This window comes from Variovorax guangxiensis, assembly GCF_003952165.1.
GTDB lineage: Bacteria > Pseudomonadota > Gammaproteobacteria > Burkholderiales > Burkholderiaceae_C > Variovorax > Variovorax guangxiensis.
This window is the reverse complement of sequence record NZ_RXFT01000005.1, coordinates 212,454-226,824: the sequence shown is the minus strand read 5'-3', so window position 1 is coordinate 226,824 and position 14,371 is coordinate 212,454. Positions and strand designations below refer to the sequence as shown.

The window sequence follows — 14,371 nt, the reverse complement described above, 5'->3', positions numbered from 1 at the left end:
CGCCGAAGTTCAGACGATGGTGTAGCCGCCGTCCACCGGCAGCGCCGCGCCGCTCACCATCGAAGCGCCATCGCCCAGCAGGAAGAGGACGGGCGCCACCACTTCCTCCACCTGCGCGAAGCGGCCCAGCGGAATGTTCTTCAATGCGGCCGCACTCTTGGCCGGATCGGACCAGGCCTGCTCGGCCATCGGCGTGAGCGTGACGGTCGGGTTCACGCTGTTCACACGGATGCCGTGCGGCCCGAACTCCAGGCACAGCGAACGCGTGATGGCGTCCATCGCCGCCTTCGAGGCGCAGTAGCAGAGATGCGCGTCGAGCGCCACCAGCGCAGCCTGGCTCGACACGTTGACGATGCTGCCGCGCACGCCGGCCGCGATCATGGCCTTGCCGCAGCGCGAGGCCACCAATGCCGCCGCGCGCGCGTTGACGGCCATCACCGCATCGAAGCTCTCGGCCTGCATCTCGGTGGCCGATTCGAGCAGCGCGATGCCGGCGCAATTCACCACCAGGTCGAAGGCGGGCAGGGGCGCGAGCGCGCGTTCCAGCGCGGGTGCGTCGGCCACGTCGAGCACCAGCGGCGTGCAACCGGCTTCGGTGTGCAGCGCCGCCAGTGCCGCGGCATTGCGCCCGACGGCCGTGACCTGCGCGCCTGCCTGCGCGAGCCGCGCCGCCACCGCGCGGCCGATGCCGCTGCTCGCGCCGGTCACGAGGGCGCGGCGCCCGGAGAAATCGAAGGAAGTGGTCATTTCAGCCGCTGCATCGCATCGCGCAGCGCGGGGTAGAGCGATTTGTAGATTTCGAAGCGCTCGCGGTACAAGGCCTGCGCGCGGGGCTCGGGTCGCGCCCGCTCCACCAGCGTGACCCAGCCGCGTTCGGCGGTGGCCGCATCGACCAGCCCGGCGCCGAGCGCCGCGAGCATGGCCGCGCCCAGCGCCGCTTCCACTTCCTGCTCGATGGTGAACACCGGATAGCCCGTGATGTCCGCCACGATCTGCATCCAGAGGTCGGAGTGCGCCGCGCCGCCGACCACGATCAGGCGCTCGTCCAGCGGCTGGCCGCTCTGGCGCCCGGCCTCGATGTTGTGCTGCAGCGCGAAGCTCACGCCCTCGAGCACCGCGCGGTACAGGTGGGCGCGGCTGTGCGCCAGCGAAAGCCCGATGAAGGCGCCCTTGGCCTGCGCGTCCCAGATCGGGCTGCGCTCGCCCATGAGATAGGGCAGGAACACCAGGCCCTCGGCGCCGGGCGGAACCTCGACCGCCTTGCGCTCGATCAGCGCGTGCGCGTCCTCGCCGGTGCGCGCGGCCTCGGCGATCTCCGCCTGGCAGAAGGCTTCACGGAACCAGGTGACCGCGGCGCCCGCCGTGATCGCGCCGCCGAACACATAGCTGCGGTCCGCGCCGCGGTACACGTGGGGCATGGTGATGAGCCGGTGCCGCGCATCGACAGTGGGGCTCACGAAACCCCAGCACATGCTGGTGCCGATCATCGCCACGTGGTCGCCGCTTCCGGTGACGCCCGCGCAGAAGGTGGCCACCGCCGCATCGACGCCGCCCGCCATCAGCGGCATGCCCTCGGCGAGGCCCAGCTTCGCGGCCCATTCGGCGCTCAGCCCGCCGACCACGTCGCTCGACTCGACCAGGCGCGGCGGCATCATGCGCGACGGAATGCCGAGCATCTCCATCGCCTCTTGCGACCATTGCCGGCGTGCCGCGTCGTACACGCCGCCGATGTTGCCGGCCGAGCTGTGGTCGACGGCGAGTTCGCCGGTGAGCCGCCAGTTGACGTAGCTGTTGGGCGGCAGGAAGTGGCGCGTTTTCGCCCACACCTCGGGCAGGTGCTCGCGCACCCACAGGATCTTGGTGAAGCCGTAGTAGCTGTCCACGCCGTTGCCAGTGATGGCCTGCAGCCGCGCCACGTCGACGTTCTCGTTCACCGAGTCGACCTCGGCGGTGGCGCGGCGGTCCATCCAGATCAGGCAGGGGTGCAGCGGGCGCATGGCCTCGTCGACCGGGATGCCCGCGCCGCCGTAGAGGCTGCTCACGCACATCGCGGCGATGTCGGCCGGCGCGACGCCGCTTTTCGCCACGCAGGCGCGCACGCTCTCGCACACCGCCTCGAACCACACTTCGCAGTCCTGCTGCGCCCACAGCGGCTTCGGCGTCTCGGGCTGGTAGGCCACGCTCGCCTGAGCATGCACCTTGCCGTCGATGCCGACCAGCAGGCACTTGGTGCTTTGCGTGCCGATGTCGACGCCGATCACGTATTTCATGTTGTCCCCTGGCTGGTTGTCTCTCGGGATCGGGGCTGCGGTTTCAGCAGCACCTTGATGGAATCCAGCGAGTTTGCCAGCGCGAAGGCGCGCTCCCATTCGGTCAGCGGAAAGTCGTGCGTGACGATGCCCTTCGAGGTGACCAGCCCGCGCGCCAGCAGGTCGATGGCCACGGGGTAGCAGTACGGCCCCAGGTGCGCGCCGCGCACGTCGAGCTCCTTGCGGTCGCCGATGATCGACCAGTCGGCGCTGGTCTCGGAGCCGAACACGCTGAACTCCACGAAGCGGCCGAGCTTGCGGATCATCTCCAGCCCTTGCGTCACGCCGATGGGCGCGCCGGTGGTCTCGATGTACACGTCGCAGCCGTAGCCTTCGGTCAGCCCCTTGACGATGGCGTCGGCGTTCTCAGTCTTGGGGTTGATGACCACGTCGGCGCCATATTGCTTCGCGAGCGCGAGGCGCTCGGGCACGAGGTCGATCACGACCAGCTTCTTCGGCGTCTTCAGCGCCGCCACCTGCACCATCATCAGCCCCAGCGGGCCGGCGCCCGCGATCACCACCACGTCGTCGAGCTGGATGTCGCCGCGGTTCACCGTGTGGATCGCGCACGAGAGCGGCTCGATGATGGCCGCGTCCTCCAGCGAGATGCCGTCGGGAATCCTGTGCACGCGCGCGGTGGGCGGCAGCCGCATGTAGTCGGCCATGCCGCCGTCGGCCACGATGCGCTGGAAGCCGAAGATGTTGTGCACCTCGCACATCCAGTACTTGCCCGAGGTGCAGAAGCGGCACTTGCCGCAGGGCACGATCTGCTCGGCGATCACGCGGTCGCCTTTCTCCACGCCGAAGTGTTCGGCCGCGCCTTCGCCCAGCGCCTCGACGTAGCCGAAGAACTCATGGCCCGGAATGACGGGCGCCTTCACCCACGAGGGCTGGCCGTCGCCGCCCCAGAACATCTTCGCGCCCGAATGGCACTTGCAGTCGGAAGCGCAGATGCCGCAGGCGGCGATGGAGATCAGCAGCTCGTTGGCGCCGATGACCGGCATGTCGACGGTCTCCAGCCGGTAGTCCTTGGGGCCGTGGCACACCACGGCCTGCATGGAGGCGAGCTGGGAGATGGCGCCCGAGGTGCCGGGCTGGAGTTTCTGATAGCTCATGGTTCTTTCTGTTCGAAGGGTTGCGGTTCTTTCGCGGAACACCGCGGAACCGGCTTCGCCGGGCCGCTGGTGTTGCCCCCGGTAGGGGGTTGGCGTAGCGACACGAAGTGCGCGAAGCCTGGGGGCGAGCTCATCGTTTGGCTTCCCGGCTGATGAAGATCGCCAGGAGCACGATGCCGCCCTTGATGATCAATTGCAGGTACGGCGACACGCCGATCATGTTGAGCCCGTTGTTCAGCACGCCCAGCAGCAGCGCGCCGACCAGCGTGCCCACGATGGCGCCGCGCCCGCCAGCGATGGAGGTGCCGCCCATCACCACGGCCGCGATGGCGTCGAGCTCGAAGCCCACGCCCACGCCGGGCTGCCCGCTGGTCACGCGCGAGGCCTGCACGATGCCGGCCACCGCGGCGGTGAAGCCGCTGAGCGCATACACCAGCAGCTTGTAGCGCGACACCCGAACGCCCGAGAGCCGCGTAGCCTCCTCGTTGCCGCCGATGGCGTACACGTAGCGGCCGAAGGGCGCCATGTTCAGCAGCACGTAGGCCGCCAGATACGTCGCCAGCATGATGAGGATCGGCACCTTGATGCCCGCCAGCACGCCGCCGCCGAGGAAGGCGAAGGAATCGGGCAGCCCGTCGATGGGGTAGCCGCCGGTGTAGATCAGCGCGATGCCGCGCGCGATGCCCATGGTGGCCAGCGTCACGATGATGGGCGGCATGCGCAGGTAGGCCACGCAGTAGCCGTTGAACAGGCCGATCACCACGCCCACGCCAAGGCCGAGAGGCACCGCCAGCACTGGCGGCAGGCCGAACTGCACCATCAGCCCCGAGGCCAGCGTGCCCGACAGCGCCACCACCGCGCCTACCGAAAGATCGATGCCGCCGGTGAGGATCGCGGCCGTCATGCCCACCGCGATGATCGCGTTGATGGACGACTGCAGCGCGATGTTCTGCAGGTTGCTCCACGAGAGGAAGTTGTCGGTCGCGACGATCATGAAGACCGAGATCGCGACCAGCCCCACCAGCGGCAGGAAGGCCGTGGAGCGGCGCAGCTGGGTGAAGAGGCCGCCCGCGGGAACCGGAGGCACGGGGTGATGGCTGGCGGTGGCGTTCATTGCAGGCCCCCTTTGGTTGCGTGGCGCATGATGTCGCCGGAGTTGATGGAGTCGCCCTCGAGCGTGGCGACGATGGAGCCGCCGGAGAACACCGCGACGCGGTCGCACATGCCGACGATCTCGGGCAGTTCGCTGGAAATCATCACGATCGACTTGCCCTGCCTGGTGAGCTCGCGCATGAGCCCGTAGATCTCGGCCTTGGCACCCACGTCGATGCCGCGCGTGGGCTCGTCGAAGATCAGCACTTCGCAGTCATGACCGAGCCAGCGCGCGATCACCACCTTCTGCTGGTTGCCGCCCGAGAGCGTGGCCACGCGCGTCTCGATGCCTGGCGCCTTCACGCCCACGCGGCGCGAGAGTTCGTTCGCCGAGCGCTCCTCCGAGGCCCGGCCGACCAGTCCCGCGCGGCGGTGCCTGCCCAGGTTGTTCAGCGAGATGTTGAAGCGGATCGTGAAGTCGGTGATGAGCCCCTCGGCCTTGCGGCTCTCGGGCAGCAGGCCGATGCCGTTGTCCAGCGCCTGCGTCGGGTCGTTCAGCCGCACGGGCACGCCGTTGCGCAGCACCGTCTTGCGATGGGCGCGATCGGCGCCCATCATGCCCAGCGCCAGCTCGGTGCGGCCCGATCCGACCAGCCCTGCGAAGCCCAGGATCTCGCCCTCGTGCAGCTCGAAGGCGTTGACCGGCCCGCCCCTGGCGAGCTGGATGTGCGGCACCTCCAGCACCTTGCGCCCGCGCGGCGCGGGCTGCGGTTTCGGCGGAAAGCTGTGCTCGATGCGCCGGCCCACCATCATCTCGACCAGCGCGTCCACGTTCGTCTCGCCCACGTCGGCATGACCCGCGTTGGCGCCGTCGCGCAGCACGCTGATGCGGTCGCACACCTCGAAGATCTCGTCGAGGTGGTGCGAGATGAAGATCATCGCCACGCCCCTGGCGCGCAGCTCCCGCATGATCTTGAACAGGTGCCCGGCCTCGTTCGGCGTGAGCGTGGCGGTCGGCTCGTCGAGCACCAGCAGGCGCGCCTTCAGCGACAGCGCCTTGCCGATCTCCACGAACTGCTGCTGCGCCACCGAGAGCCGGCAGATCGGGGCGTCGAGATCGATCTGCACGCCCAGTTCGTCGAAGAGCTCTTGCGCCGAGCGCTTCATCGCTGCCCGGTCCATCAGCCCGAAGCGGTTCTTCAGGTAGCGGCCCAGGAAGATGTTCTCCACCGCGTTCAGGTACGGAACGAGGCTGAATTCCTGGAAGATGATGCCGATGCCCGCCGCGATCGCGTCGTTGTAGCCCGCGAACCTGCATTCGCCGCCGTCGATGATGATGCGTCCCTCGTCGGCCTGGTGGATGCCGCCGAGGATCTTCATCAGCGTCGACTTGCCCGCGCCGTTCTCGCCGAGCAGCGCGTGCACCTCGCCCTTGCGGATCGACAGGTCGATGCCCGAGAGCGCCTTCACGCCGGGAAAGCTCTTCGAGACGCCTTCGAGCCGGAGGATTTCGGCGGTGTCGTTCATGGCCGTGCGCTGCTTCGGGCGTGGGTTACCAAGTGAAGGTCTTCGCGCCTTCGGCGTCGATCAGCTTCACGTCCACCGGCACGGCGGCCGGCACGTTGGCGCCCCACTTCTTCGCCAGCGCGATGCCGATGGCCAGGCGGATCTGGTCGCGCGGGTACTGCGCGGTGGTCGCGATGAACTTCGAGCCCGGCTTCTGCATCGCCTTGATGGCCTCGGGCGCGCCGTCCACGCTGGCGAGCTTCACGTCCTTGCCGCTCGCCTCGATGGCCGCGAGCGCGCCCATCGAGCCGCCGTCGTTCACGCTGAAGATGCCCTTCAGGTCCTTGTTGGCCTGCAGGATGTTCTCGGTCACGGTGAGCGCGGTGGCGCGCTCCTGCTTGCCGTTCTGCGTGCTCACCACCTTGATGCCGGGGTACCTGGCAAGCGCCTCGCGGCAGCCCTTCACGCGCTCCAGGATGGGCACCACCGGAATGCCGTCGAGGATGGCCACGTCGCCCTTCTCGCCGATGTTCTTCGCGAGGTAGTCGCAGGCCAGGCGGCCGGCGTCGGTGTTCTTGGAGCCCACGAAGGAATCGACCGGGCCCTGCGCGTTGGCGTCCACCGCCACCACCACCACGTTCGCCTTCTTGGCCGAGCGCACGGCCGACTGCACGCCGGTGGAGTCGGTCGGGTTCAGCAGGAGGATGTCGACCTTCTTCTGGATCATGTCTTCCACGTCGCCGATCTGCTTGGCCACGTCGTGCCGCGCGTCGGTGGTGACCACGGTCGCGCCGATGCTGGCGGCGGCTTCTTCCAGCGCCTGCTTCATGGTCACGAAGTAGGGGTTGTTGAGCTCCTGGAAGGTCATGCCGATGCGCAGCGGCTGCTTCGCCGACTGGGCCTGCGCGGCCGAAGCGCCGCAGACCAGCGCGGCGATGCATGCGGCGAGGGCGGTGGCTTTGAGAAGTTTCGTCATGGTGGCTGTCTCCTTGAGGTTGTCTCGCTGTTTGAAAAAACGCTGGCAAAGGGCCGCCCCGCGCGGCGCCTTTCTTGCGCCGCGCCGGAAACGACGCGGGGGAACTCGGTGAGGTGCCGTGCGCTACGGCGGGCTGGCGGCACGCGAGGCGGCTGCCTGCATGCGGTGGAACTTGCGGAACTTGGTCGGCGGCATGCGCTTGTGCAGCAGGAACTGCCGGTTGAAGTTCGACACGTTGTTGAAGCCCACGTCCATGCAGACGTCGAGCACGGGCTTCTCGCTGCTGGTGAGAAGCTCGCAGGCGCGGCTGATGCGCAGCCGGTTCACGTAGCGCACGAAGGACTGGCCCGTGTGCTTGCGGAAGGAGCGCGAGAACGCGCTCGGGCTCTGGCCCACCAGCTCGGCCAGCATCGGCTCGCGCAGCTCGTCGCCGAGGTTGGCGGCGATGTGCGCCAGCACGTTGTTGATGGCGTGCGACATGAAGGCCTTCGGGTCGGGCTTGAAGGCCGGGCTCGCGAGGCGCTGGCGGTCCTGGCCGTCGGCCAGCAGCTCGAGCAGCGACAGCAGCAGGATCACCCGGCGCAGGCCGCGCGCCTGCAGCAGCGATTCCATGATGGGCTTGGCCGCCGCGGCGGTTTCGGCCGAAAACAGCAGGCCCGAGCCCGATTCGGCCAGCAGCGGCGCGACGCGCTCGAATTCGGGGAAGGCCGCGGCCATGCCCTGCACCAGCGAGGCCGGGAACTGGATCACGATGCCGCGCCGCTCCACGCTCTGGCCGGCGGGCACGTCGCTGATCCAGTTGTGGGGCAGGTCGGGGCCCATCAGCACCAGGTTGCCCGGCTCGAAGTGGCCGACGTGGTCGCCCACGAAATACACGCCCTCGGTCTCGACGATCAGCTGGATCTCGTACTCGGGATGGAAGTGCCAGCGCACGGTGCGGTACGGGTAGCCGTGGGCCCAGCAGGTGAACGATTCGTCACCGCGGACTTCGACGATTTCCAGGTCGGGTTGCATGGGGCGGACTGTACGAATCGCTCCCGATGCCAACAACCAGAGATAGCGCCCTGAATTGATACTTTCTTGACCCTGGAAGGGCCGCTGGAGGCCGCCCTGCCGGCCCTCATTGCGCCGCAGCAAGGGCCTTTCTCCCCGGGGGAGCGGGCCGGACGGGGCTGTCGTTGCTGCACTGCGGAATCGGCGCGGCCTGCGGTGTCAAGAATTCATAGGTGTTTTCCCGCCCCGGCGGGTGGCTGCGGCGGCGCGGCACACTCGGGCGCATGACGACGACCGCTTCAACCAACACCGCATCCGCTTCGCCGGCCGGCCCGCTGGCCGGCCTCAAGGTCATCGAGCTCGGGCAGCTCATCGCCGGGCCTTTCGCCGCGCGCACGCTGGCCGACTTCGGTGCCGAGGTCATCAAGATCGAGCCGCCGGGCGCGGGCGACCCGCTGCGCACCTGGCGGCTGCTGAAGGACGGCACCTCCGTCTGGTGGCAGGTGCAGTCGCGCAACAAGCGCTCGCTGGCGCTGGACCTGCGCGAGGCGGAGGCGCAGGCCATCGTGCGGCAGCTCGCTGCCGAGGCCGACGTGCTGATCGAGAACTTCCGCCCCGGCGCGATGGAAGGCTGGGGCCTCGGCCCCGACGAGCTGCTGGCCGCCAACCCCGCGCTGGTGATGCTGCGCATCAGCGGCTACGGCCAGACCGGGCCCTACCGCGACCGCCCCGGCTTCGGCGTGGTGGCCGAGGCCATGGGCGGGCTGCGCCACCTCACAGGCGAGCCTGGCCGGGTGCCGGTGCGCGTGGGCGTCTCGATCGGCGACACGCTGGCCTCGCTGCACGGCGTGATCGGCGTGCTGATGGCGATGCAGCACCGGCATGCGACGGTGAGCGCGGAATTCCCAAAAGGGCGCGGGCAGGTGGTCGACGTGGCGCTGTACGAGGCTGTCTTCAACTGCATGGAAAGCCTGCTGCCCGAGTACGGCGCCTTCGGCGCGGTGCGCGAGGCGGCCGGCAGCGCCTTGCCGGGCATCGCACCGACCAATGCCTACCGCTGCGCGGACGGCGGCTACGCCATCGTCGCGGGCAACGGCGACAGCATCTTCCGCCGGCTCATGGAATGCATCGGCCGGCCCGACCTCGCGGCCGACCCGGCGCTGGCCGGCAATACGGGCCGTGTGGCGCAGGTGGAAATGCTGGACGCCGCCATCGGCGACTGGGCCGCGCAGCGCACGGTGAGCCAGGTGCTGGCCGCGCTCGACGCGGCGCATGTGCCGGCCGGGCGCATCTACACCATCGCCGACATTGCGGCCGATCCGCACTACGCCGCGCGCGGCATGCTGCAGCAGGTGTGCATGTCCGACGGCAGCGATCTCGCGGTGCCCGGCTTCGTACCGAAGCTGTCGCTCACGCCGGCCAGCCACCGGCGCAACGCGCCCGCGCTGGGGGCGGACACCGACGCGGTGCTGAAGGAGATCGGGTTGAGCACGCAGCAGATCGCGGCGCTGCACGAGCGGGGCATCGTGGGCTAGTTCGCCACGGGGCGATTCACGGGCGCGAAACCGTCCTCGTGCGATAAAGCGGCAAAGGAGAGAGAGTCCATGGCTGCAGCAGCGAACGAGCGACGGAAAGTCCACAGGCGCGACAACAACGGCAATCTTCCGTCCATGAAGAGCGAGCTTTCGGAATCGGATGAAAAGAAGCTGGAGCGCCTGCTGCAGGAGCTTCGCCTGCGCCGCATGGCGCTGGAGCCGAAGTTCTCCGACGACGTGATCGTCTGGCCGCCCCGCACGGCGGAGGCCGGTGGCGCGGAGCTGGCGACGCTGAGCGCGATCAACCTCGGCAACGCGGCGGATGCGATAGGCGAGGGCGTGCGCGGCCGCGGCGCGCCGAGGATGAAGCTGCTCAAGCAGGTCGAGGGCGTGTCGGTGATGCGCGCCAATTCGTCGGCCCTGCTGGCCATGCGCCGCAACACGCCGGGGTTGCGGATCGCGCCGGCGGCGTGGGCCTATTTGCAATACATCCGCCCGCTGGGCGACGAACTGGAGGCGAGCGCGATCCAGGTCGCCGCGGGCACCAAGGTCAAGCGCTTCGAAGTGCGTTTTGCCGACGCGCAGGGCAAGCCGGTGGCGGGCGTGCGGATGAAGGCGCTGGTGGACTGGGACGGCGCGCACGTGCCGGCCGTGACCGACGGCGACGGCATCGCGAGCCTGGGGATTCCGGTGCTCTACCGGCGCGTGGAAATGATCCTGGTCGAGCCGGAGCACACGCACTGGTCGGTGTTCGTGAAGGGCTTCGAGCGGGTCGATGCGCCCAAGCGCCTGAACGTGCTGGCCGCGCCGCTGTCGCCCGACAGTTTTCAGCTGCTGGCGAACTACGCGCCCTACGATGCGCAGGCGGGCGAGGGCGTGACGGTGGGCGTGATCGACAGCGGCGTCGGGCCGCACGCCGGCATCGCGGTGGCGGGCGGAGGCTGCTTCGTCACCGGCGAGAACCCGGCGGATTTCCTGGACAACGGCATCGGGCACGGCACCCATGTCGCCGGCATCATCGCGGGCCGGATGGCGGCGGACACCGGCATCTACGGCCTCGCGCCCGCCTGCCGGCTGATGGCCTACCGCGTCTGTCCGAAGAGCGGCGAGCGCGGGCGCGCCAAGTCGACCGACATCGCGAGCGCGCTCGACCGGGCGATCGCCGACGGCTGCCATATCGTCAACATCAGCATGGGCAGCCTGGAGCCGATGCCGGAGATGCCCGACATCCTCGAGAAGGCGCGCAACGCGGGCGTGGTGGTGTTCGCCGCCACCGGCAACGACGGCCAGTCGCTCCTGCGCTACCCCGCCCGCTACAGCCACACCCTGGCGGTGGGCGCGCTGGGGCGCGACGGGACCTTTCCGGCGGACTGCCCCGAGAGCTTCCAGGAAAGCGAGATTCGCCGCCGCAAGGAATTCGTCGCCGAGTTCTCGAACTACGGGCTTTCCACCGATTTCATCGGCCCCGGCGTGGCGGTGCTGTCGGCTTTTCCGGGCGACAGGTACGCCATGATGTCCGGAACTTCGATGGCCACGCCGTACTCCTCGGGAATGGCGGCCCGTTTGTTGTCAGGGGATAACAAGCTGCTTAACATGCCGGGAGGCCCTGAAAAGGCCGACGCCATCGTCAGGATGCTGTCCAAGGCAGCGAAAAAGGTGGGTTGGCAGGCCGAGTACGAAGGTTTTGGAGTTCTGAAGTGACCAGCATCGTGTTGACCTACACAGGCAGTCCCCGCAAGAAATTGTCGGCGGAAGCACGGCTGCGCCGCTGCGTGCCGGGCGTGGTGCTGACGGCCAAGACCAGCACCCTGATGGAAGCCCAGGTCGACGAGGAGCAGCTCGCCGCCCTCGAGCAGAACCCCGAATGGGCCGTCTCCCAGCCCACCTTCGCGGAAATCCGCAAGCCTGTCTTCAATCTGAAAAACGCACGGGCCAAGCTCGCGAAGTAGCCGCGCAGCGTGCACGCATCCAACGGGGCCGTTTTCGGCCCCGGTTTTTTTCAGGAGGAGGCTTTCCATGTCCGACGCAGACATCCAGGTCGTGAGCAGTTCGTGGGCCGGCATCCAGCGCGTCGCCGCGACGCCGAAGCCGCCGGAGTTCTTCAAGGGCCGCAAAGGCTATGCACCTGGCTTCCTGGGGGATGACTGGCACGTGGAACTGCCGGCCATCGGCGAATCCATTTCCACGGACGACATCGCCACGCTCGAGGACGGCTCCTTCGAGCTCAAGTACCAGCACTTCAGCACGGTGCAGTGCATCTCGCGGCGCGTGCCGCTCTACTCTGCCTGCAACATCGATGGCTCGAAGTCGAAGAACGTCCCGCGCCACGACACCTGGAACTACGACGGCCGCATCAAAAAGGAATACCAGATGCTGCGCGAGGCCTACGGCCCCGGGCAGGAAGGCAAGTTCTCTCGCGGGCACATGACGCGCAGGCAGGACCCGAACTGGGGCCCGCTGGCGACGGCGCAGAGGGCCAACATCGACACCTTCTTCGCCACCAACGCCTGCCCCCAGTGGCAGCCCTTCAACGACGGGCTCTGGGGCGACCTGGAGGACTACGTCCTCGGCAACGCCCAGGGCGACGACAAGCGAATCAGCGTCTTCACCGGCCCGATCCTGCGGCAGGACGACCCGGAGAGATTCGGCATCCGCATTCCGCGCGACTTCTGGAAGGTGGTCGCCTTCATCAGCGAAGCGACCGGCGAACTCAGCGCCATCGCCTACCTGATGAGCCAGGGCACTTACCTGGATTCGGGCGTGGCCCGCGACCTGGAAGACTTCGGCACCTCGCAGCGCCCGCTGGCCTTCATCGAGGCCGAAACCGGGCTGCGCTTCGAAAGCCTGGAAGGCCGCGACGTGCTCGACGGCGCGGACCTCGCCTTCGTGCAGCCCATCCGGCGCTTCGCCGATACGAAGCTGCCGGGCTGAGCGGGCCGCGAGTCGGCGTTCAGCCGCGCAGCGATTCGATCAGGTCGATGTACTTCTGCTTGGCTTCGTCGGCGCCCAGGCCCTTCTGGGCCGTCCACGCGTCCCACTTGGCACGGGCGACGATGTCGCTGAAGCTGGGCTTCTTGGCGGTGTTGTCGCCCTCGGTGGCCTGCTTGAACAGGGCGTAGATCTTCAGCAGCGTCGGGTTGTCGGGGCGCTCGGCGAGCAGCTTGGAATTGGCCTGGGCGGCTTCGAACAGGGCGTTGAGGTCGGACATGTCGGTCAGGGGGATATAAAGCGGAAAGCCCGCATCTTAAATCCTGCGGTACACGACCGTACCGACGCGGTTCAGTCCCGCAGCCCGGCCCTTGCCAGTTCCACGTCCAGCCGCTCCCGCGCATCCGCGGGCTTCAGCGCCGCCGCCTTTTCGTACAGCCGCGTCGCCTCGCCCATGCGCGATTCGCCGTGGAGCATCAGCTGCGCGCGGGCGTATTCCATCATTCCGGCGGCCGAATGGGGATGCAGTTCGAGCCCGCGCTCGAACAGCTCCAGCGAGGTTTCGGAGCGCACGCCGTAGGTCATGCGCCCGACCAGCGCGCCGACCTTGTCGATCACTTCGGCGTGGAACGAGGCCAGTGCGAGGTGCGCGTCCGCGTGTCGGGGCTGCAGCTCGATCACCCGCTCCAGCGCGCCCTTGAGCTTGCTGCCCAGGCCCTGCGCCAGCGCGCGCGCCACGCTGATGCCCTGGCTGTAGCGGCCCAGCGCATATGACTGCCAGTAGAGCGCCTGGCAGTTGTCGGGCTCGGAGTCGGCCTGCGCGCCGGCGCGTTCGATGACCTGGCGGAACATCGCGAGCCGCACCGATTCGCGCGGCTCCAGGTAGTTGGCGTAGATCGCGGTCGCCTGATTGGCCAGCGCCATTCCCTCGGCGCCCTGCAGCAGCCCGATGGCCGCGGCGCGCTCGAACTCGCCGCTGTGATACAGCGCCCAGCCCTCGGCGAGCGCCGAGCCCTCGGCGGGCACCGGCAGTTCGTGGCCGGCATGCAGGCGCGCCCAGTGAGGCAGAACGCTGCGCGCGTCGTAGCGGGGAGAGTCGGCCCAGGGCAGGGGAGTCCAGGGTTCGGTGCCGGCATTGGTGCCGGGGGCGCCGGCGGACATCAGCGAAAGCGGTTTGAAATCGTGGTGGGGCATGTTCTAGACCGCCATATCGACAGGAGAAGCCGAGGCGCCGGTCCCGTTGTTGCCGGAGTCTTCGCCGTTGTAGGCATTGCCGAGCGCCAGCAGGTGGCGCCGCTGTTCGGGCCCGAGGTAGGGCGCGAGCAGGTGCAATGCATGGAGGCCGCCGCGCATCAGCGCGCCTTGCGCATGTTCGGGTTCCAGTGCCTCGCGCGGGTTGCGCACGTATTCGTAGCTCAGCCAGTAGGTCAGCACCACCACCATGCTCTGCGCGAGCGTGTCGACCTCGTGCACGTCGATCTCCAGGTGGCCGGCGCGGCTCAGGCCGGCGATGAGCTGGCGGATGGCGCGCGCCTTGTTCTTCAGCACCAGCTGGAACTGGGTCTCCAGCCTGCGGTTCTTGCTGAGCAGGTCGTTGAGGTCGCGGTAGAGAAAGCGGTAGCGCCAGATCAACTCGAACAGGCTGTGCATGAAGAACCAGGCGTCCTCCACGTCGTGCACGCCCTCGCTGGCGTGCAGCAGCTCGTCGAGCTCGGCTTCGTAGGCCTCGTAGAGCTTGTTGATCAGCTCTTCCTTGGCCGGGTAGTGGTAGTAGAGATTGCCCGGGCTGATGTTGAGCTCGCTCGCCACCAGCGTGGTCGAGACGTTCGGCTCCCCGAAGCGGTTGAACAGGTCCAATGCGGCTTCGAGGATGCGTTGCGCGGTGCGGCGTGGCGCCTTCTTTGCCATGTCGTGCCC

Annotated in this window: 14 protein-coding genes; 4 read left to right on the top strand and 10 right to left on the bottom strand. The window is 68.4% G+C overall.

Annotated elements, in window-relative coordinates; translation table 11 throughout:
* Positions 1 to 9: 9 nt before the first annotated feature.
* From EJP67_RS14085 to EJP67_RS14055, 7 genes are all read right to left on the bottom strand, one after another.
* The gene (locus tag EJP67_RS14085) at positions 10 to 747 is read right to left on the bottom strand and encodes an SDR family oxidoreductase (protein ID WP_126022336.1); all 738 of its coding nucleotides are present in this window, start codon (positions 745 to 747) and stop codon (positions 10 to 12) included.
* Complete coding sequence (locus EJP67_RS14080) at positions 744 to 2,270, bottom strand: FGGY-family carbohydrate kinase (protein WP_126022335.1); 1,527 nt, start codon at positions 2,268 to 2,270, stop codon at positions 744 to 746. Before EJP67_RS14080 ends, EJP67_RS14085 begins: the two co-directional genes overlap by 4 nt.
* A complete protein-coding gene (locus EJP67_RS14075) occupies positions 2,267 to 3,424 on the bottom strand; it encodes an alcohol dehydrogenase catalytic domain-containing protein (RefSeq protein ID WP_126022334.1) in 1,158 nt (385 codons plus the stop codon). Before EJP67_RS14075 ends, EJP67_RS14080 begins: the two co-directional genes overlap by 4 nt.
* A gap of 130 nt (positions 3,425 to 3,554) precedes the next feature.
* Positions 3,555 to 4,538 (bottom strand): ABC transporter permease, encoded by a 984-nt coding sequence (locus EJP67_RS14070; RefSeq protein WP_126022333.1) that lies wholly within the window; start codon positions 4,536 to 4,538, stop codon positions 3,555 to 3,557.
* Complete coding sequence (locus EJP67_RS14065; RefSeq protein WP_126022332.1) at positions 4,535 to 6,043, bottom strand: sugar ABC transporter ATP-binding protein; 1,509 nt, start codon at positions 6,041 to 6,043, stop codon at positions 4,535 to 4,537. The genes EJP67_RS14070 and EJP67_RS14065 overlap by 4 nt, the downstream gene beginning before the upstream one ends.
* A gap of 25 nt (positions 6,044 to 6,068) precedes the next feature.
* A complete protein-coding gene (locus tag EJP67_RS14060; protein WP_126022331.1) occupies positions 6,069 to 6,998 on the bottom strand; it encodes a substrate-binding domain-containing protein in 930 nt (309 codons plus the stop codon).
* Positions 6,999 to 7,121: 123 nt separating this feature from the next.
* On the bottom strand, positions 7,122 to 8,012 hold the full coding sequence (locus EJP67_RS14055; RefSeq protein WP_126022330.1) for a helix-turn-helix domain-containing protein: 891 nt from the start codon (positions 8,010 to 8,012) through the stop codon (positions 7,122 to 7,124).
* Positions 8,013 to 8,275: 263 nt separating this feature from the next.
* Between EJP67_RS14055 and EJP67_RS14050 the strand changes: the two genes are divergently transcribed.
* From EJP67_RS14050 to EJP67_RS14035, 4 genes are all read left to right on the top strand, one after another.
* Positions 8,276 to 9,526: a CaiB/BaiF CoA transferase family protein gene (locus tag EJP67_RS14050; protein ID WP_126022329.1), complete on the top strand. Its 1,251-nt coding sequence runs from the start codon at positions 8,276 to 8,278 to the stop codon at positions 9,524 to 9,526.
* A gap of 69 nt (positions 9,527 to 9,595) precedes the next feature.
* Positions 9,596 to 11,227 (top strand): S8 family peptidase, encoded by a 1,632-nt coding sequence (locus EJP67_RS14045; RefSeq protein ID WP_126022328.1) that lies wholly within the window; start codon positions 9,596 to 9,598, stop codon positions 11,225 to 11,227.
* On the top strand, positions 11,224 to 11,475 hold the full coding sequence (locus EJP67_RS14040; RefSeq protein WP_126022327.1) for a hypothetical protein: 252 nt from the start codon (positions 11,224 to 11,226) through the stop codon (positions 11,473 to 11,475). The genes EJP67_RS14045 and EJP67_RS14040 overlap by 4 nt, the downstream gene beginning before the upstream one ends.
* 67 nt (positions 11,476 to 11,542) lie before the next feature.
* A complete protein-coding gene (locus tag EJP67_RS14035) occupies positions 11,543 to 12,457 on the top strand; it encodes a DNA/RNA non-specific endonuclease (protein ID WP_126022326.1) in 915 nt (304 codons plus the stop codon).
* Between the two features lie 19 nt (positions 12,458 to 12,476).
* Here the strand turns inward: EJP67_RS14035 and EJP67_RS14030 are convergent, their stop codons facing one another.
* The 3 genes from EJP67_RS14030 to EJP67_RS14020 form a co-directional block, all read right to left on the bottom strand.
* Positions 12,477 to 12,734: an acyl-CoA-binding protein gene (locus tag EJP67_RS14030; protein WP_126022325.1), complete on the bottom strand. Its 258-nt coding sequence runs from the start codon at positions 12,732 to 12,734 to the stop codon at positions 12,477 to 12,479.
* A 71-nt stretch (positions 12,735 to 12,805) separates the two neighbouring features.
* Positions 12,806 to 13,648, bottom strand: a complete 843-nt coding sequence (locus EJP67_RS14025) for a tetratricopeptide repeat protein (RefSeq protein WP_184640213.1) — start codon at positions 13,646 to 13,648, stop codon at positions 12,806 to 12,808.
* A 3-nt stretch (positions 13,649 to 13,651) separates the two neighbouring features.
* A complete protein-coding gene (locus EJP67_RS14020) occupies positions 13,652 to 14,362 on the bottom strand; it encodes a TetR/AcrR family transcriptional regulator (RefSeq protein ID WP_126022324.1) in 711 nt (236 codons plus the stop codon).
* Positions 14,363 to 14,371 lie beyond the last annotated feature (9 nt).